The organism is Aliiroseovarius sp. M344 (genome assembly GCF_025140835.1).
Lineage (GTDB): Bacteria > Pseudomonadota > Alphaproteobacteria > Rhodobacterales > Rhodobacteraceae > Aliiroseovarius.
In genome coordinates, this window is sequence record NZ_CP081153.1 from 1508156 (window position 1) to 1525138 (window position 16983).

A 16983-nucleotide genomic window follows, 5' to 3' on the forward strand; every position below is an offset into this window, starting at 1 on the left:
CCCTCCACCTCATTCCCCAGACCAACACCCCAACAGCGGGTGATACGCATTTCGTGCTGGGTCTGCGCGCATCGGGAATGACCTAGCATCGGCTCCCCTATCTGCCGTGATGAACTCGGTGCGCGCCACATTACAAAGGACATGACAATGACCATCACCGCGACGATTGACGAGCACGAAGCCGTCACGCTCACCTACAACCGTATGAACACCACGTCGAACCTCGGCGTGCCCGATGCGGCTGATTTTGCCGACGATCTCAAATCAACGTTCAACCCCGATCAGGACAACATCTATCGCGACAGCTACAACGTCTTGGTGCAGCCCGAAGGCGTGACCGTCGAAGTGCACCCCCATTCCTTCCCGATCCCATGGCAGCACATTGTCTCCGTGGTCGAACAACTCAAAGCCTGATGTTCGAGAGCCGCCAACAATCGCCTGAGGCGGCATTGGTCACGGCGATCCTCATGCAAGCCTACCGTGACCTGTTCTTGACCGCCACATCCGGCCACGAGACCTTCACAACGCAGTCGGAGCAGAATCAGGCAATCGCATTCCTGACGGATCAGACAGGCCCACATGCCCGCCACCGTGCCTTCCTGTGCAGCCTGATCGGATGGGACGGCAATGTGCTCGGCGAGCGCGTTCGCCGTATGATGGAGGGTGCCGACTTCCCGCCGACGGACAAAACACCCGCTGCCCTAAAACGCCACGCGAAAGCCGTCAAAGACATTCGGACGCGTTGGCAACACCTTAAATACCCCCATGCTCTACCTGCTTCTTCGGTGTAACCAACTCCCACCATTTCATAAATTCATGTCATGCGCGGCGCGCCATGTCCTTACCAAGCAATTGCAGGCGTGGCTCCCCAGCCGCGTCTGCTTTGGTTTTGAAAGGACAAAGAAATGGCAACCGACACCGACGCCGCTATTCAGGCGCTCATCCAACAGGTGCAATCGCTGACCACCGAGATTTCTGGAATCAAGAAGCACAACGAACGCTTGCTTGACGAGAAGAAAGACATGAAACGCGCGCTTGCGGCTGACCCCGACGCAAAGGCGAAAATGGCAGCGGCTGGCTTCGAACAGATCAATGGCGATTGGTATCCGAAAGGAACGCAGCCGACGCACCGCCTCACGCGCGAAGAAGCGCGCGACCCGCAGAAGTATCGCGCCGCGAAAGAGGCAGCAGCGAAAGCGGGCACCCAATTGCAAATCGTCGATCCGACGGAACCCGACGACATGCACCGCCGCGCAAGCCGCTCTGAAATCGACGCCTCGCTGAAAACCACCTTGATCCGCGACGACGACCAAAAGGTCGCCTACATGCGCCGCGATGCGATGGCATCAGACGCGCGTCAATACCGCCAGCTTCGCGCTGATGGCATGACCGTGCAGCAGTGGAGCAACGCCGACGATCTGCCTCAGCATATGCAAACGAAACTCGCGCTCATGGAGAAATCCAATGACGCCTGAGGATCGAGCAACCATCGAATGGGCATATCGCGTCGTCCTTGGGTTCTCGGCGGAAGACGAAGTGATTGTACTGCGTGACCTGACAGTCGTAACGCAGCACGATCACGCACCCTTAAACCCGTCAGGCAGCAGTCAGGACGCCCTGATTGTCGCGCTCGCGCAGACTATGAAACTCCGCATCCGAGGATTGCAGTTTGGCGAGTTGCGCCGCGATCTCGTCGCGGCTGGTATGCGGGAACAGGTGGCAGATCGCGTTCATGATCATTTGGTGGATATCTCCGTTGAAGAATGGAACCGCTTGAAGCAGCGGATTGCTTGGTATCGCGACGATACGTGCCTGCCCATCACCGCCTCAACCACGCCTTTGGGAGACACCTGATATGGCTGGGAACAAAGGCAGCGGTCGGCCAAACACGATCAACACGCACCCCGAGAAAAAGACGATCATCAAGCAGATCGTGCTTGGGGAACACGGCCTGCCGGGCGGTATGCCGAAAGCACAGGTCGCGAAGCGTCTTGGGATGCACGCGGATTCTGTTTCGCGCTATCGCAAGGAACACATCACGGAAGAAATGGTGCGTTCGATCTTGGCGGGCGCGCGGACGGCACCCGTGGACGAGGCGACGCAGGTTCTCAACGACGAACGCATGGACGTTGCCCGAACCTATGACAGCCTCGCGCGGCGCGTCGAAAAGCTGATCACGAAAGCCGAAGAAGCAGGCGACGACGGGTTCGCCTTGGCCGCGATGGACGGCTTGCGGAAAGTCCTCCGAGACATTGCTACCATGCATGGTCGCATGAGTACCAACCTGACAGTGACCCAATCCCTCGCGGAATCGCCCGAATGGGTGACGATGAAAAGCATCCTCCGCGCGGTATGCGACGAGGTTCCCGAGGCTCAACCCGTCCTTCTCAAGCAGATGCGCCATCACGTTCTCAGCGTCACAAAAGAGGATTCGGTGCTATGAAGTCGCCCCATTCAGAATTCCTCGGCTGGGATCACTACGCTCGCGATCATGCAAGGCGTTTGGAAGCAGCCAACGCGGCAGGGCATCCCGAATGGGTTGAATTGCCCGCGTCCCGCCGCGAGGCAAAGGGAGAAGGCAAATATTTCACGGGCAAGCCGTGCAAGAACGGGCATATCTCCCCACGATATTCGATGGGCTGTTGCTGCGCCTGTCAGATGGGGCGTTAAGAATGCCATTTGATGCCCTACATGACTGGTGCGTCGGCCTCGAACGTTACCTTGATCCCGTCGCACGCCTGAGCCACTGGATTGGCCACGCGCCTGATCCTTGGCAGGTCGAGGCGTTCACCACGCAGGCGTCCGAGATCGCTTTGCGCGTGGGCCGTCAGGCGGGCAAAACCTCGGTGTTGGCCGCGCGTGCCGTCGAGGAATTGCACGTTCCTGACAGCCTGACCATCTGCGTCGCGCCCGCCGAACGGCAAGCGAAGATCATCGCTCGCGAGATTGGGCAGCAGCTCCGCCGCACGGATTTGGTCATCACACGTTCGACCTTGACCGAACTCGAAATGTCGAACGGAGCGCGCGTCGTCGCGCTGCCGTCCACGTCCGACACCATTCGCGGTTATCCGTCGGTGTCGTTGCTGATCATCGACGAGTGTGCATTTCTCCAAGGTGAGAACGGCGGCGAAGACCTGATCTCGTCCGTTTTGCCCATGTTGGCGAGCAAACAAAGTCAGGTCTATTTCAGCAGCACACCCGCAGGCAAAAACAACTACTTCGCGCGGCTGTTCCTCGACGCCAAACCCGGCGACGGCATCCACCGAATTGTCGTGCGCGGCACGGACATTCCGAGGCTTGCCGAAAAGGTCGGGCGGATGCGCCGCACGCTCTCCGCGACGAAGTTCCGCCAAGAAATAGAGGTGGAAATGATCAGCGATGGCCACGCCTATTTCGACCTTTCCATCATCGAACAAGCGACAAGCACAACGGAGGTTGCGATGTGTCCGAAACTCTGAACTACGAACCCGAATTGAACCTCGTCTATCTGCCTGACGGCGAGGTGGTGAACGAGACCAACCAAGACCCCGCAATCCCGCGCATCTCGGGCTACCAACGCTATTGGGTTTCTGCTGACCTCGGGCAGGCGAACGACTTCTCGGCGGTTGTCGTGATCAAGGACCAAGCGTTGCCCATCGTGGACGACGGCAAGATCATCGTCGGCCCGCGCGAGCGCACCGTGGTCTACGCTGACCGCTTCCGTGGCGTGTCCTATGTCGATGTGGTGGATCACCTCGTTCGCCTGCGCAACGCACCGCCATTCGGCGGGAAGTCAGAACTCGCAATCGACGGCACATCAATTGGACGTGTCGTGAGCGACATGCTTTGGGATCAAGGCGTCGATCACAAGGCGGTGCAGATGACGGGCGGGCAGGATTGGTCGAAGAAGGGAGCGCGGTATTGTAACGCAGGCAAGACCTTTATGATCGAAAACCTCGCCGTGCTGTTCGCCTCTGGCGATCTGAAATTCGCGCCTGACTTGCCGCTGCGCGACGAGATCGAGGCCGACTTGGCTTCCTTCGCGACGACGACAACGGCGGCGGGCAACCAGATCATCAGCCAGAGTCGCAGCACGGGTGGCCACGGCGACTTGGGCATTGCGTTGATCCTCGGCGGGTTCGCCTCGCAATACTTGCAAGCAGGCCTCGCCGTGCAGCAGACCCTTCGCGGCTGGTGGTGAACGCGTCTCTCGTCGTGCTCGCCAAACCCGCTTGGGTCGATGTTCCTTGAGATCGACGAGAGACCGAGGATTTCCCCGGTGCTTACGGGTATCTCCGTCATTTGGGCATCGACATATCTGCCAGCACGTCTAACCGTCTTCACGGCTTCTTCCGGGGCTGAGCAATCACAATTTGAGTAAGCATTGTCGCGTCGAAGCCCATTAAGTCCTCACCCTCATGGCTGATGCCTAGCTCCCTTGGCGTTTGTGTGCTTTCTGCCCCTTCCGATACCACTCAATAACGGTATCGACTTGGACGTTGGGATCATTACCCATGTATTCCTCGATGTACCGGACGGCTCCGGCCTTCCGCCCGTCGACCAGAGGTCCACCGGGACCGTCTGGATCGAGCCATGCGTTTATGATGGCAAAGACGGACTTAGGGTGATGCTTGGGCCATTGTTCACCCACCAACCCAAGTGCTGCGTGGGCGGAGGCAGGTGACAAGCTACCCAGAGGTCCAAGGTCTCCGAGAACCTTGCCAGCTACGCCTCGCAAGTAAGCCGACACCCAAGTCGGTAACGGCTGTGCTGGGTCGTGCCACTCAAGATACTCCCAAGCCCGAAAAGCTTGCTCCCGCGAGTAACGCCTGCCGCTTGGTGCACCGGTGCTATCATCGCTGTCCATGGGCCTTTCAGGCTGGAAATCTCCGAGTTCCTTCTCGAACGCGATACGCTCTTGGGGCGTCAACTCGTTCGGCTCAATCCCCTCAAGGGGCGTCAGCTTGTTAGGTTCGCGCCCCTGCTGTCCCATATCCCAGACCTCGCTGTGTATGCCAATTAATCACCACGGCCAGCATCCAAACGGAACGTGGCTACCAATTGGCTTTAAATGAAAGGAGCCATTCCCATGACTACCCATATTGACGAAAAAACCCTCGCATCCATTCCGCACGTGAGCAAGACGCAACTCGCTACGGCACTCGCGATCTTGAACACAGAAGTCGATGAGTGCGAAGTGACTTTTGAGGCTGGCAGTGTTGTCGTGCGAGGGGTGTGCTTGAATCCGCAAATCGATGAAGATCGCGCAGTGCTTGCGATTCTTATGGCTGACAAAGAGTTTGGTTTCTCCGTTACGACTGTTGAGAACTTGGCAAAAGAACTGCGAGCTTTGGAGAAGGTTTGGTTCAAAGCGGGGGTTGAACTCAAGCTGGGGGCGGCATGAAAACTCAGATGACAGATGAGTTCGCGCTCAAAGAAATTGAAGCTGCAAGGACTGTTTTGCAACAGCACTACGACGCTGGTTTCTTGCTGGGTTTCTGGCATGAACAGTATGACGGCTTCCAATATCGGTATGCCGAAGGCGAATACGCTCGGCGCGCCGAGATCGAAGCGGAGGACGCGGCATGAGTCCAAACGTTCGCGAACGGCTGCGCATCATCAGCCGAGGCCTCGACCGCAACAGCTATGTTCGTTTCAAGCATTGCGGACGGACCTACATCTTCATGGAAGGTCGATGGTGGACATCGCCCAAAATTTGAAAACTACAAAACGGGCGGCCATCGAGCCGCCCGTTTTTCTTCGCCGCAAGACGCACCGATACGCGCTCATATACCCCCGAAAAAACGCGCGCTGACGGGCGTCTCAGTGTTTTGGGCATCGTCATGCCCGCGAATTCGAACCCTGCCTTAGACGCGCGCTGCGGGGCGGTGCGTCTGGCCGTGTACGGTCTTGCGCCCAGAGGACGGAGCCACGACCAACTCGACAACCACGATGCCTAGGGCGACGCCATGCGGGTAAAAGTAGGCAGGCAGGAGCAGCGCAGTCGTCATTGGTTGATAAATGTATGTTTCATGAGTGCCGGTCGGGCGACCAGATCAACCGGGGGTGCGGGACGCTGTGGTTTCATCTCATGCCTAGGTTTGCTAAGTTGTCTAAACAGAGCAACAACACTTAGTGCTTAACTGCCTGTTGAGGCTGAGAATAAGAAGAACGGAATCGCTTGATGAACCAACTATCCATCTTTGATCAGGAGCAATTCGCAGCAACGGCTGAGGACTTCATCGGAGACCTGACAGGATTTGATCAGTTTGGGAAGAAAACAGCGGCAGAGACTGTTGACGGTATCCCATACTTGATCAATGAGTTTTGGACGGCTGGTCAACGTCAGGCACATTCCATCCACGAGGTTTCTTACCGTGCCTGCTTTAAGGCGCAGTTGCCGGAGTTTTTTGTCCAGCGGCTGACCAAGCCCGGTGACGTAGTGTTCGACCCATTCATGGGGCGAGGGACTACGCCTGTGCAAGCCGCATTGATGGGGCGGCAGGCATATGGAAACGACATTAATCCGTTGTCAGTCTTGCTAACGCGGCCGCGCTTGCGCCCGATCAGTTTGCAACAGGTCGCCTCGGCACTTGATACAGTCGATTGGTCGAGGGGGGAGGTTGAGCGCGAAGACCTGCTGGCATTCTATCACCGCGAAACACTCCAAAAACTGGAAGCGTTGCGGCTCTGGCTGGCTGAACATGCGCCTCTCGGTAGTGATGACATTGACCCCGTTGCAGATTGGATTCGGATGGTTGCAATCAACCGGCTTTCGGGTCACTCGCCGGGGTTCTTTTCGGGCCGTTCGATGCCACCAAACCAAGCTGTGTCGATCAAAGCGCAATTGAAGATTAACGATAAACTGGGGGTCTCGCCGCCGGTGCGCGATGTGGTGGCCGTAATCCTCAAGAAGTCTAAGACGCTACTTAAAAGCGGTTGTGCGCCTAGCCAGGTTCAGTCGCGGCTGCACACGGGGGCAGCATGGGACACACCGGGCATCGCTGACAGTTCAGTTGATCTTACGGTCACCTCGCCGCCGTTCCTCGATATTGTGCAGTATGCAGCGGACAATTGGCTTCGATGCTGGTTTGCAGGCATCGACCCGGAAACGGTCGCTATTGACATGCACCGCACAGAGGAAGCGTGGACAGATATGGTGCATCGCGTGCTTACCGAGCAAGCTCGAATCTTGCGGCCCGGTGGTTTTGTCGCGTTTGAGGTCGGAGAGGTGCGCAATGGCAAGGTTCTGCTCGAACGGCTCGTCTGGAAGGCCGCTGAGGGTCTGCCATTCAACCGACTAGGCGTGATGGTGAACGATCAGACATTTACCAAGACTGCCAACTGCTGGGGTGTTGCAAACGGTGCGAAGGGCACAAATACGAACAGGATAGTGCTCTTGCAACGGTTGTAGACTCGACTCTTCTCCCGGTAAGCTGCTTTGCTCTGTGATAAAAAGAATCACGGAGAAACATTTGCCTTACATAGATATTGAAATTACCGCCGAGATGCTCGGTGCGGCGGCGGGGGCTGTTGACGCGGTCAAGGTCAACCGAACGGTGGCCTCACCCTACGACACGTTGGCTGGGCTGATCGGTGAACTAGCTTTCGCGCAGTGGTTCATTGGGGACTGGCGGCTTCACAACTTTTTAGACACGAAAGGTAAGGCAGACTTCCTTGATCGCATTGAGGTAAAGACCAGCGCCTTTCCTTTCCGAGACACCCTCAACCTTCTGGTTCGTGAGGACTATGCCGCCAAGCGCAAGCCGGAGGCTTATGTTCAGACAATAATCGATATCCCAAACCGCGATGCATCAAAATTGGAACCCGGGCTAGTATGCCGTATCGCAGGTTGGACCACGTCCGCTGCTGTTGATGCCGCGCCGCTCCGCGACTTTGGCGCAAAGGGTGGTGGTCGGGGCGGATACCGCTGCCATCATATCCAGATAAGGAATCTGAGTCCGATGCAAACCTTCCCGATTGCAAGGGAGGCCTGACATGGAAAAGAGATTCACGATGGCTTGGGATGAGGAAGAGCTTGCCCGCGCGTTCCGGGTGACGCCCAAGGATGTTCGCGAATACCTCACCGACGGGCGGCGCGTATCCTTCATCATCGAGCGGCGGCTAATGTGGGAAAATCCCGGCTGGCAACTCGCACCCTCGGAGGGCGCAGGTTACGACCTGCTCGCCCCGGACGGAGCGAAATGGGAAGTGCGCTCGATCACTAGGCAGGGCGTTTACTTCAACCCAAGCAACCAAGTTGGTTCAGGTCGGGCTTTCAATGAGGAAGGGTTTCAGGCCAAACTCGGTGATATTAAAGGTTTCATTCTCTCCGACATTGTGGGTTTCCCGGTCGTTGATGTGTTCGTTGTTCCTGTCGAGAACGTGCTTCGGTGGCATGTTGGAAATGCGTTGGGAGCGAACGCAAAGGTCTCACGCAAGAAGTTCCTCGATATTTTGGCACGTGACATCCGATTCTAGCTTACGAGGGCTTCACCAAGCGTCGGGTGGATCAAGACCGAGAACAAAGCCGTGTTCTTCTGCCCGACCTTCGACATGATGAAGGATCGACGCTCTGGGGTTACGTGATCGACCATGACCAGAAACACAGGCGTGGCAATGCCTTGCCGAAAGTCGATGCCTGCGCCCGCGTTGCAAAATCGTTGCAAAAACGAAAAAGGCGATCCCGGAGGATCGCCATTTTTGCTTTACAACCAAGTGGTTGATTGGCTCCGGCGGTAGGGATCGAACCTACGACCAATTGATTAACAGTCAACTGCTCTACCGCTGAGCTACGCCGGAACACGTGGGGCGATATAGCAAGAGCGATTCATAGCCGCAAGTACAATTCCTGTTTTTTTCACCCGACCCGTCGAAATTCTGCGTGGGCCTCGAGCTTAGGGTTTGCGGCGACAATTTCGCGGACCGACAGGTCAATCAGATGGGCAAAGACATTGCGTTCTGCGGCAGGGATCAATGCCGCAGGGGTGTCCGTGTATATCTTGCGGGTCAATGCCGTGACGGTGGTGGGTTTGCCTTCGGCAAGAGCTGCCAAAATCTCCGCCTCGCGCGACTGGCGATGCGCGATCAACCATGCCATGCGCGCGGCCGGATCGGTGATCCGTGCGCCGTGTGCCGGGTAATAGACCTTGTCTTGTCGGGCGGCGAGTTTGGCGCAGGAGGCCATGAAAGCGGTCAGATCACCATCGGGGGGTGAGACCAGAGAGCTGGCCCAGCCCATGACATGATCACCCGTGAAAACAACGTCTTGCGCAGCAAAGCTGAGATGGTTGGCGAAGTGGCCGGGGGTCCAGATGGCTTCAAATTCGCACCTGCCGGCCTGAAACACTTCGCCATCAGCCACGCAAATGTCGGGCGTGAACCCGGTGTCCACACCTTCGCCGCCAGACGTCAGCCCGCGCGCGACAAGGTCCTGCATCACCGCGCTGCGTCCGGCAAAGGCGTCGCCGAAGGCGATCACTGGCGCGCCTGTCGCCTCGGACAGGGGCTTGGCCAAGGGCGAGTGGTCAAGATGGGCATGAGTAACAAGGATCTGTGTCACACGTTCGCCGCGCGCCAACCCCGACAGGATGGCCTCCATGTGACCCCGATCAGCCGGGCCGGGGTCGATCACGGCCACGTCGCCTTCGCCCAGAACGAAGGTGTTCGTGCCCCAATATGTCATCGGCGACGGGTTGGGCGCGATGATCCGGCGCAGGCCGGGTTCCAGTGCTGCCATGACACCTACGAGCGGGCGCTCCATCGCATTGGTGTTGTCTGCCATTGCGGCCTCCGTTCCTTCGAATCCCCAGCGACAGTAACCCTGCGTGGTCGCTGCTTGGCAAGCGGGGCGCTGCGTCATAGGGTTTGGCCATGGTTCAACTGCCCAAAAACCGCTTTCTTGATTTCGCATGGCTGAAACAGTTCATGCCACGTGGTTTGTATGGACGGGCGGCGATGATTTTGATCGTGCCGATCGTGACGTTGCAACTGGTCGTGTCGGTGGTGTTCATTCAAAGGCATTTCAACCGGATCACGGTTCAAATGACATCCGCGGTCGTTTTGGAGCTGGACTACCTGCTGACCGAGGTCAACGGGGCCGCCACCCCAGACGCTGCCCTGCAAAGCGTCGCGCAGGTGATTGGTCCGCTGGCGATGTCGGTCGAGCTTCCCGGCGCACCTGTGGATACGACGATCCGCTTGACCGACCTGACCGGCAAGTGGGTGGAGCGAACGCTGCGGGCAGGCCTGCCGAACCTAACCGGGGTCAATCTGACCTCGTCGCGTCACGGTGTGATCGTCGGTGTCATTTCCAATCATGGCCCCATGCGGGTTGGGTTTTCGCGGGACCGGGTGTCGGCGTCCAACCCTCACCAGCTTTTGGTCCTGATGGTGGCGACCGGTATCCTGATGACGCTGATCGCCTATCTCTTTCTGCGCAACCAGTTGCGTCCGATCCGCCAATTGGCCAAGGCGGCCGAGGCGTTCGGTAAGGGGCAGGTAGTACCTTATAAGTTGGCCGGAGCGACCGAGGTTCGGTCGGCGGGTAAGGCGTTTCTGGACATGCGCTCGCGCATTGAACGCCAGATCGAGCAACGCACTTTGATGCTGTCGGGAGTCAGCCACGATTTGCGCACACCGTTGACCCGGTTGCGGCTTGGGCTGGCCATGATCGATGATGACAGTCGTGACGAGCTGGAACGGGATGTCGCGGACATGGAACGGCTGGTGGACCGGTTCCTGAGCTTTGCGCGCTCGGATGCGTTGGAAGACCAACCTGAGCCTGTGAACCTTGCCGATTTGACCCGCCATCTGGCAGAGAACGCCGCGCGGGCCGGGCAGAATGTGGCTTTGGGAGAGGTCTCGAACCCGGGCGAACGCCCGTTGCGCCGCGCCGCGTTGGAACGTGCGTTGGAAAACTTGCTGGGAAATGCCACCCGCTATGGCACACATGCGCGTCTGTCGTTGGTCACCGGGCGCGGCGATCTACGTTTCGTGGTCGAGGATGATGGGCCCGGGATCCCCCCAGAGGCACGTGAGGAGGCGTTGAAACCTTTCGCGCGGCTCGACAAGGCCCGCAATCAGGACAAAGGGTCGGGTGTCGGATTGGGCCTTGCGATTGCCAATGACATCGCGCGCGGTCACGGGGGGCATCTTCGGTTGGGCGACAGCGCCGATTTGGGTGGGTTGAAGGTCGAGTTCGTGTTGCCCACTTAGCCGCCTTCAGATGTCGCAAACAGGCTCGACAAGCACCGGTTTGCCCGACCAACTGCAACAAAGACCAAAACATGGAGTGAAACATGGCCCAAGCGCACCCCAAATCAGTTCCAAATATCGAGCATTGGCAAGAGCGCGTGGATATGGCGGCTGCGTTTCGCTGGACCGAACGCCTGAACATGCACGAAGGTGTGGCAAATCATTTCAGTCTGGCCGTGAACTACACGGGCACGCAGTTTTTGATGAACCCCAACCAGATGCATTTTGCGCGCATCCGTGCCTCTGACCTTCTGCTTCTGGACGCTGAAGACCCAACAACGATGGCGCGCCCGGACGCGCCCGACCCAACCGCTTGGGGGTTGCATGGATCAATCCACCGGCTGTGCCCACATGCCCGCTGTGTGATGCATGTGCATTCGATCCACGCAACCGTGCTGGCATCCTTGGCAGACAGCAGCCTACCGCCGATCGACCAGAACTGCGCGACGTTCTACAACCGCTATGTGATTGATGATGGGTATGGCGGGCTCGCCTTTGAAAATGAAGGCGCGCGTTGCGCGGCCATGCTCACCGACCCCAAAGTCAAAGTGATGATCATGGGCAACCACGGCGTGCTTGTGATCGGGGACAGCGTCGCTGACACGTTCAACCGGCTGTATTACTTCGAACGTGCCGCCGAGACCTATATCCGCGCCTTGCAAACTGGCCAGCCGTTGCGCGTTCTGCCCGACGATGTGGCCGAGAAAACGGCGCGAGAACTGGAAGACTACCCCGAACAAAGCGAGCGCCATCTGAGCGAGCTCAAGGCCATTTTGGATGACGAGGGAAATAACTACACAGGGTGAGAGTGGGCTTATCAGCTGTCCAATCAGACAAAGCAAACCAATGAAGTGCTTGAGTTGTGAGGGATGACGGCTTTGCGGGACAAAGCTACTGTTGGTTCTTAGTGTCTGCTCGTCCACTTTCCACGCATTGCTGCCTTTTGCAATTGCCGTTGCTCTGCCGCGAGATTGGACTGACTCGGGGCTCTGCTTTCGATGTAGTGACCTTTAGCAGAAGAAGGCCGCCCCCTTGAACACGCAAATAGTTATTGAGTAGCCTTGCGGCTGTTTTCATTTGTTTTGGCTCGGCGGCCATGCAAATCGATACTGCTAGACAATAGACGAAGGAGGTTTCACTCTGGGCGCAAGCAGTCTTACCTGAGTATGGTCCCCAATAGTTAGACCCGAGGCAAACCTTGAGCTCTGAAAAAACCGAAGAGATCGTTACACCGACGAGCCGTGCAACTGGTGCAAATTCACTGGTTCCCGTCCCGAAGTCACCGCAGGAAAAGGCATCAAGAAAGGCCCGCCACTGGGGTGCCCTTGGCGCTGTTCTGGCAGGGGTGCTCTTGGTTTTCGCTTGGGGCGCGCTGAATGGTACAGGGCGAGCCCCTCAAGTGGCCGTTACCTATATCGTCGCGGGGCCAGTTGAGCGTGTTTTGGCGGTCAGGGGGCGTACAGCAGCTGATATTCAATCCGACATCAGATCCTCGGTTTCGGCCCGTGTTAATGCGGTAGAAGTCAACGAAGGCGATGATGTCATTTCAGGTGACAAGCTTGTTCTTCTGGATGCGTCACAGCAAAACAGCCGGACCCGACAAGCCATGGCTGCATTGGATGCGGCGCTTTTGCGCCAGCAAAGGGCGCAGACCGATCTGGATCGACTGATTAGCCTGGGCGGGACCGTCAGTGCAGTTGCTGTCGCAAATGCACAAAGCGATCTGGCCTTGGCTGCCGCCACCGTCATTCAAATGCAAGCGGCACTCGAACAGGTGCAGCTGTCGCTTCCTGACTATTCGATAACATCGCCAATCACGGGAGTTGTCCTGAACCGTTCTGTCGAGGTCGGTGATCTGGTCAACCCGTCCGACATCCTGATGCATGTCGCGGACACGCGTGATCTGCATGTCGAAGTTCAAATCGATGAGCTTTACGCAGCACGGGTTCGGGCAGGTCAACGCGTATGGCTGCAGTTGACCGGTCGGACCGAGGTCGAACCGGGCGTGGTGTCGTTCGTTGCCGCAGAGGTCGACGCGTTGACTGGGAGCTTACGGGTCAAACTGGCGTTTGACGAAACCCCGCAGGCCCAAATCGGGCTTAACACTGTTGCAAACATTCTGATCGACTCCGTTGATAGGGCTGTAACTGTTCCGCGACGCGCCTTCGTGGCGACCAAAACCGGCACAGCGGTATTTGTGCTGCGGGACGGGCACGCCGTACTGACCCCGATCACCTTTGTTAATTGGCCATCGAGAGAGGTGGCGGTGATATCAGGACTCGCAGACGGTGACATCGTTGTCCTTGCGCCGGACGGTGTCGAAGATGGCCAAGCCCTCGCAGTGCTTAACGACGCTGAAACGGGCGATTAGGGACATGCGCTACGCCATCAAGATCGCCCTACGGCATTTGACGTCAAACCCATCGCAAACAGGTTTGTTGGTGCTTGGCGTGGCTGTTGCGGTTTTCATCTTCACCTTCATGAGCGCCCTGATCGGGGGACTTGCAGACTTAATGGTGAACCAGACATTGGGTGGCATGGCCCATGTCACGATCGCCGCTGATGATCGCGATCTACCTCAACTTGAGACTGGAAGCGGAGCGACCATTTTGATGGCGCGGCAAAGTTCGACAGTCGCCAACACCGGCATTCAAGACGCGATTCCATTTCAACAGGTCATTGATCAAATTCATGGCGTCACTATGACCTCGGCTCAGATCACTGGTGGCGGCGTCCTGATCCGTGGCGAACGTGTGCGGCAGGTCGGTGTCGTCGGTCTGGAACCAGATCGAATCTCGGCGATTATTCCGTTTGACCAATACCTTCAGCAGGGTGATCTGGCGCTGAGTGGGGACAGTGTCTTAATCGGTTCAACACTTGCCGAAGAGATGAACCTGACACTGGGTGGCACGGTGGCCTTGCGCACGGACATCGGCACGACGGTGACTTTGGTGGTTTCGGGAGTGTTCGGATCAGGCGTGGGCCAGCTGGATTCGGCCGCGGCCTACCTTGATATTCGTACCGCGCGGAGCCTATTTGATATGCCCAACGGCGTCTCTCGGATCGAACTTAAACTCGACAATCTCTATGACGCACCGGACGTTGCCAACCGGATCGAGGCAACGACCGGGCTCGCAGCTGAGCCGTGGACAGCCACCGCCGAACAACTCTATCAAGGGCTCAAGGCGCAATCAGACACGGGTTTGATTTTGAAAGGATTTGCCCTTGTCACGATTGTTATCGGGGTTGCCTCGTCGCTGATGCTGTCAACCTACCGAAGGCGACCCGAGATCGGGATCATGCGGGCTATGGGCTCCAGCCAGCGCTTCATATTGCTTGTCTTTGTGTCGCAGGGCGTTCTCATCGGGTTATTGGGCGGCATCGTAGGCGCCATGTTTGGCCTTGCGATCCTGACCCCGCTTACACCCGCCGGTGACGTACAGCCGGGCCAGTTGCCAATCGACGTTGCGCAAGCCTCGATAGGTCTTGCGATTGTATTGACCTTGATCGGCGCCACTCTGGCGGCAATCCTTCCCGCCCGCTCTGCCTCTCGAATTGATCCGGTCGAGGCGATTGGCCAGTGAGCAATCGCATTCCTGACCCACTTTTGGAGCTGATCGACCTGACCAAAACATATGGCACAGGGGAAACGGCTACACGGGTCCTAAAGGGGCTGAATCTTTCCGTCCCGCACGGCGGGATGATTGCCCTGCTGGGCGTCTCGGGTTCTGGCAAAAGCACACTGCTGAATATCCTTGGGACGCTCCTGCGTCCGACGTCAGGGGAATTTAGGATGTTGGAGCAGGATTTGTTCGCAGCCGACGACGCTACGCTCACTGAATTTCGCAACCGCCATATTGGATTCGTCTTCCAGTTCCACAATTTGTTGCCCGATTTCACCGCACTCGAGAATGTTATCTTTCCGTCTGCAGTGCGCGATGGCATCGAAACTCAACAGGCGCGTCAGCGCGGTGCCGAGCTTTTGGACCTCGTCGGATTGAGCGACCGAAAGGATTTCCGCGCGACGAAACTTTCGGGTGGACAGAAACAGCGCGTTGCCGTCGCGCGCGCCCTGATGAATCAACCTGATTTGATCCTTGCAGACGAACCGACCGGAAACCTCGATAGCAAATCCGCACAACAGGTCATGTCACTGATCAAAGAGATAAACCAACGACAGCAGACCACATTCATCATTTCGACGCACGACGAAGGCATTGCCAATCAATGTGAGAGCCGGATCGAGATAAAGGACGGGCAGATTTAGGGACCACCCCGTATGCGACTACCCGTTGGCAAGAATTCAAGCCGAGACTTGGACCTTGAAAGTCTGGGTCCGCCCAAAGCAGCCTTCTGTTCAGATCGCAGCATTGGTCAAATTGGGCTTAAACCGGGCATCCTCTGCATAATACACACCATGCTCGCGCGGACAAATGCTCTCTGAATCGTACCTATGGAAGAATAAATGCAAAACAGCGGAAATAATGGTAGGCCCGGAGGGATTTGAACCCCCAACCAAAGCGTTATGAGCGCTCTGCTCTAACCGTTGAGCTACAGGCCCACTGTAATTCCCGGTGGCGCCCTTGCTATCAAACTCTTGCGCGACGTCAAGCGAGGCGTGGACTCTTTGCCCCCCTTAAGTTATCGCAGGCGCAACTTTTATGCAGGTCAATCGGGGGACCAGATGAGCGACGCATCCAAGGGCATCACCTATGCCGACGCAGGCGTGGATATTGACGCAGGAAATGCACTGGTCGAACGGATCAAACCCGCCGCCAAACGCACCAACCGTCCAGGCGTGATGGCGGGTCTTGGCGGCTTCGGTGCGCTGTTTGACCTGAAAGGCGCAGGTTTCACCGATCCGGTTCTTGTGTCTGCCACCGATGGGGTTGGCACCAAGCTGCGCATCGCGATTGACACGGGCAACGTAGACACGATCGGCATTGATCTGGTGGCGATGTGCGTGAACGACCTTGTGTGTCAGGGCGCGGAGCCTCTGTTCTTCCTTGATTACTTCGCCACAGGCCGGCTGGAGACAGACAAGGCGGCGCGGATCATCGAAGGCATCGCCAAAGGATGTGAGCTGTCCGGCTGTGCGCTGATTGGCGGCGAAACCGCTGAAATGCCAGGCATGTATGAAGATGGTGACTTCGATCTGGCCGGTTTCTCGGTCGGCGCGATGGAGCGTGGGGAAGACTTGCCAAAGGGCGTTAAAGAAGGCGACGTGCTGCTCGGTCTGGCCTCGGACGGTGTGCATTCGAACGGCTATTCGCTGGTGCGCAAGCTGGTCGAGGTCTCGGGCCTCGGCTGGGACGCAGATTGCCCTTGGGACACCGACATCACCCTTGGCGAAGCGCTTCTGGCCCCAACACGTCTTTATGTGCGTCAGGCTCTGGACGCGGTGCGGGCAGGGGGCGTTCATGCGCTGGCCCACATCACCGGCGGTGGTCTGACCGAGAATTTGCCGCGTGTGCTGCCGGAAGGCTTGGGCGCGCTGGTTGATCTGGACGCATGGGATCTGCCGCCCGTGTTCAAATGGCTTGCGGCCACTGGCGGGATGGATCAGGCCGAGTTGCTCAAGACCTTCAACTCGGGCCAGGGCATGGTGCTGGTTGTGGACGCCAAAGAAGCCGCCAAATTAACGCGTCTTCTGACCGACACAGGCGAGCGCGTCACCCAACTGGGCACAATCAAAAGCGGCGCGGGCGTCAGCTACCTCGGATCGCTTCTGTGATCGACACGGGCGGG

20 protein-coding genes and 2 tRNA genes are annotated in these 16983 nt (G+C 57.7%); 18 read left to right on the top strand and 4 right to left on the bottom strand.

Annotated features, from left to right (window positions below):
- Positions 1-147 precede the first annotated feature (147 nt).
- The 12 genes from K3556_RS07325 to K3556_RS07380 all read left to right on the top strand — a co-directional run bounded on the left by K3556_RS07325 (position 148) and on the right by K3556_RS07380 (position 8460).
- Positions 148-414 (top strand): hypothetical protein, encoded by a 267-nt coding sequence (locus tag K3556_RS07325; protein WP_260519060.1) that lies wholly within the window; start codon positions 148-150, stop codon positions 412-414.
- A complete protein-coding gene (locus tag K3556_RS07330) occupies positions 414-791 on the top strand; it encodes a hypothetical protein (RefSeq protein ID WP_260519061.1) in 378 nt (125 codons plus the stop codon). The genes K3556_RS07325 and K3556_RS07330 overlap by 1 nt, the downstream gene beginning before the upstream one ends.
- A gap of 114 nt (positions 792-905) precedes the next feature.
- Positions 906-1475 (top strand): hypothetical protein, encoded by a 570-nt coding sequence (locus K3556_RS07335; protein WP_260519062.1) that lies wholly within the window; start codon positions 906-908, stop codon positions 1473-1475.
- The gene (locus K3556_RS07340; protein ID WP_260519063.1) at positions 1465-1854 is read left to right on the top strand and encodes a hypothetical protein; all 390 of its coding nucleotides are present in this window, start codon (positions 1465-1467) and stop codon (positions 1852-1854) included. Before K3556_RS07335 ends, K3556_RS07340 begins: the two co-directional genes overlap by 11 nt.
- Before the next feature lies 1 nt (position 1855).
- On the top strand, positions 1856-2443 hold the full coding sequence (locus K3556_RS07345; RefSeq protein WP_260519064.1) for a hypothetical protein: 588 nt from the start codon (positions 1856-1858) through the stop codon (positions 2441-2443).
- A gap of 229 nt (positions 2444-2672) precedes the next feature.
- Complete coding sequence (locus K3556_RS07350; protein WP_260519065.1) at positions 2673-3458, top strand: terminase large subunit domain-containing protein; 786 nt, start codon at positions 2673-2675, stop codon at positions 3456-3458.
- Complete coding sequence (locus K3556_RS07355; protein WP_260519066.1) at positions 3443-4180, top strand: hypothetical protein; 738 nt, start codon at positions 3443-3445, stop codon at positions 4178-4180. The genes K3556_RS07350 and K3556_RS07355 overlap by 16 nt, the downstream gene beginning before the upstream one ends.
- A gap of 888 nt (positions 4181-5068) precedes the next feature.
- A complete protein-coding gene (locus tag K3556_RS07360) occupies positions 5069-5383 on the top strand; it encodes a hypothetical protein (protein WP_260519067.1) in 315 nt (104 codons plus the stop codon).
- An 8-nt stretch (positions 5384-5391) separates the two neighbouring features.
- Positions 5392-5568: a hypothetical protein gene (locus tag K3556_RS07365; protein WP_260519068.1), complete on the top strand. Its 177-nt coding sequence runs from the start codon at positions 5392-5394 to the stop codon at positions 5566-5568.
- A gap of 595 nt (positions 5569-6163) precedes the next feature.
- On the top strand, positions 6164-7393 hold the full coding sequence (locus K3556_RS07370; RefSeq protein ID WP_260519069.1) for a site-specific DNA-methyltransferase: 1230 nt from the start codon (positions 6164-6166) through the stop codon (positions 7391-7393).
- Positions 7394-7454: 61 nt separating this feature from the next.
- The gene (locus K3556_RS07375; RefSeq protein ID WP_260519070.1) at positions 7455-7976 is read left to right on the top strand and encodes a hypothetical protein; all 522 of its coding nucleotides are present in this window, start codon (positions 7455-7457) and stop codon (positions 7974-7976) included.
- Between the two features lies 1 nt (position 7977).
- Entirely contained in the window at positions 7978-8460 is a 483-nt protein-coding gene (locus tag K3556_RS07380; RefSeq protein WP_260519071.1) for a hypothetical protein, read from the top strand.
- Here K3556_RS07380 and K3556_RS07385 read toward each other — a convergent pair.
- From K3556_RS07385 to K3556_RS07395, 3 genes are all read right to left on the bottom strand, one after another.
- Positions 8457-8648 (bottom strand): very short patch repair endonuclease, encoded by a 192-nt coding sequence (locus K3556_RS07385; protein ID WP_260519072.1) that lies wholly within the window; start codon positions 8646-8648, stop codon positions 8457-8459. The two genes, K3556_RS07380 and K3556_RS07385, sit on opposite strands and share 4 nt — an antisense overlap.
- Positions 8649-8706: 58 nt before the next feature.
- Positions 8707-8781: transfer RNA gene (locus K3556_RS07390), tRNA-Asn, on the bottom strand.
- A gap of 58 nt (positions 8782-8839) precedes the next feature.
- Positions 8840-9763: an MBL fold metallo-hydrolase gene (locus K3556_RS07395; RefSeq protein ID WP_260519073.1), complete on the bottom strand. Its 924-nt coding sequence runs from the start codon at positions 9761-9763 to the stop codon at positions 8840-8842.
- Between the two features lie 89 nt (positions 9764-9852).
- Here K3556_RS07395 and K3556_RS07400 point away from each other — a divergent pair, with 89 nt between their 5' ends.
- The 5 genes from K3556_RS07400 (at position 9853) to K3556_RS07420 (ending at position 15502) form a co-directional block, all read left to right on the top strand.
- Positions 9853-11196, top strand: a complete 1344-nt coding sequence (locus K3556_RS07400; RefSeq protein ID WP_260519074.1) for an ATP-binding protein — start codon at positions 9853-9855, stop codon at positions 11194-11196.
- Positions 11197-11279: 83 nt separating this feature from the next.
- Positions 11280-12041 (top strand): class II aldolase and adducin N-terminal domain-containing protein, encoded by a 762-nt coding sequence (locus K3556_RS07405; protein ID WP_260519075.1) that lies wholly within the window; start codon positions 11280-11282, stop codon positions 12039-12041.
- Between the two features lie 392 nt (positions 12042-12433).
- Positions 12434-13606, top strand: coding sequence for an efflux RND transporter periplasmic adaptor subunit (locus K3556_RS07410; protein WP_260519076.1), 1173 nt, complete (start codon positions 12434-12436; stop codon positions 13604-13606).
- A gap of 4 nt (positions 13607-13610) precedes the next feature.
- A complete protein-coding gene (locus tag K3556_RS07415; protein ID WP_260519077.1) occupies positions 13611-14819 on the top strand; it encodes an ABC transporter permease in 1209 nt (402 codons plus the stop codon).
- 23 nt (positions 14820-14842) lie between these two features.
- A complete protein-coding gene (locus K3556_RS07420; protein WP_260519078.1) occupies positions 14843-15502 on the top strand; it encodes an ABC transporter ATP-binding protein in 660 nt (219 codons plus the stop codon).
- 218 nt (positions 15503-15720) lie between these two features.
- Here the strand turns inward: K3556_RS07420 and K3556_RS07425 are convergent.
- Positions 15721-15796 (bottom strand) — tRNA-Ile (locus K3556_RS07425).
- A 123-nt stretch (positions 15797-15919) separates the two neighbouring features.
- Between K3556_RS07425 and purM the strand changes: the two genes are divergently transcribed.
- Complete coding sequence (gene purM, locus K3556_RS07430) at positions 15920-16969, top strand: phosphoribosylformylglycinamidine cyclo-ligase (RefSeq protein ID WP_260519079.1); 1050 nt, start codon at positions 15920-15922, stop codon at positions 16967-16969.
- Positions 16970-16983 lie beyond the last annotated feature (14 nt).

Excerpts from the sequence above, each read along its gene's own strand:
- K3556_RS07415 (WP_260519077.1), top strand. The coding sequence starts at position 13,611 with ATGCGCTACGCCATCAAGATCGCCCTACGGCATTTGACGTCAAACCCA.
- K3556_RS07340 (WP_260519063.1), top strand. The coding sequence starts at position 1,465 with ATGACGCCTGAGGATCGAGCAACCATCGAATGGGCATATCGCGTCGTC.
- K3556_RS07400 (WP_260519074.1), top strand. The coding sequence starts at position 9,853 with ATGGTTCAACTGCCCAAAAACCGCTTTCTTGATTTCGCATGGCTGAAA.
- K3556_RS07365 (WP_260519068.1), top strand. The coding sequence starts at position 5,392 with ATGACAGATGAGTTCGCGCTCAAAGAAATTGAAGCTGCAAGGACTGTT.
- K3556_RS07335 (WP_260519062.1), top strand. The coding sequence starts at position 906 with ATGGCAACCGACACCGACGCCGCTATTCAGGCGCTCATCCAACAGGTG.
- purM (WP_260519079.1), top strand. The coding sequence starts at position 15,920 with ATGAGCGACGCATCCAAGGGCATCACCTATGCCGACGCAGGCGTGGAT.
- K3556_RS07330 (WP_260519061.1), top strand. The coding sequence starts at position 414 with ATGTTCGAGAGCCGCCAACAATCGCCTGAGGCGGCATTGGTCACGGCG.
- K3556_RS07370 (WP_260519069.1), top strand. The coding sequence starts at position 6,164 with ATGAACCAACTATCCATCTTTGATCAGGAGCAATTCGCAGCAACGGCT.
- K3556_RS07380 (WP_260519071.1), top strand. The coding sequence starts at position 7,978 with ATGGAAAAGAGATTCACGATGGCTTGGGATGAGGAAGAGCTTGCCCGC.
- K3556_RS07405 (WP_260519075.1), top strand. The coding sequence starts at position 11,280 with ATGGCCCAAGCGCACCCCAAATCAGTTCCAAATATCGAGCATTGGCAA.
- K3556_RS07345 (WP_260519064.1), top strand. The coding sequence starts at position 1,856 with ATGGCTGGGAACAAAGGCAGCGGTCGGCCAAACACGATCAACACGCAC.
- K3556_RS07360 (WP_260519067.1), top strand. The coding sequence starts at position 5,069 with ATGACTACCCATATTGACGAAAAAACCCTCGCATCCATTCCGCACGTG.
- K3556_RS07395 (WP_260519073.1), bottom strand. The coding sequence starts at position 9,763 with ATGGCAGACAACACCAATGCGATGGAGCGCCCGCTCGTAGGTGTCATG.
- K3556_RS07325 (WP_260519060.1), top strand. The coding sequence starts at position 148 with ATGACCATCACCGCGACGATTGACGAGCACGAAGCCGTCACGCTCACC.
- K3556_RS07350 (WP_260519065.1), top strand. The coding sequence starts at position 2,673 with ATGCCATTTGATGCCCTACATGACTGGTGCGTCGGCCTCGAACGTTAC.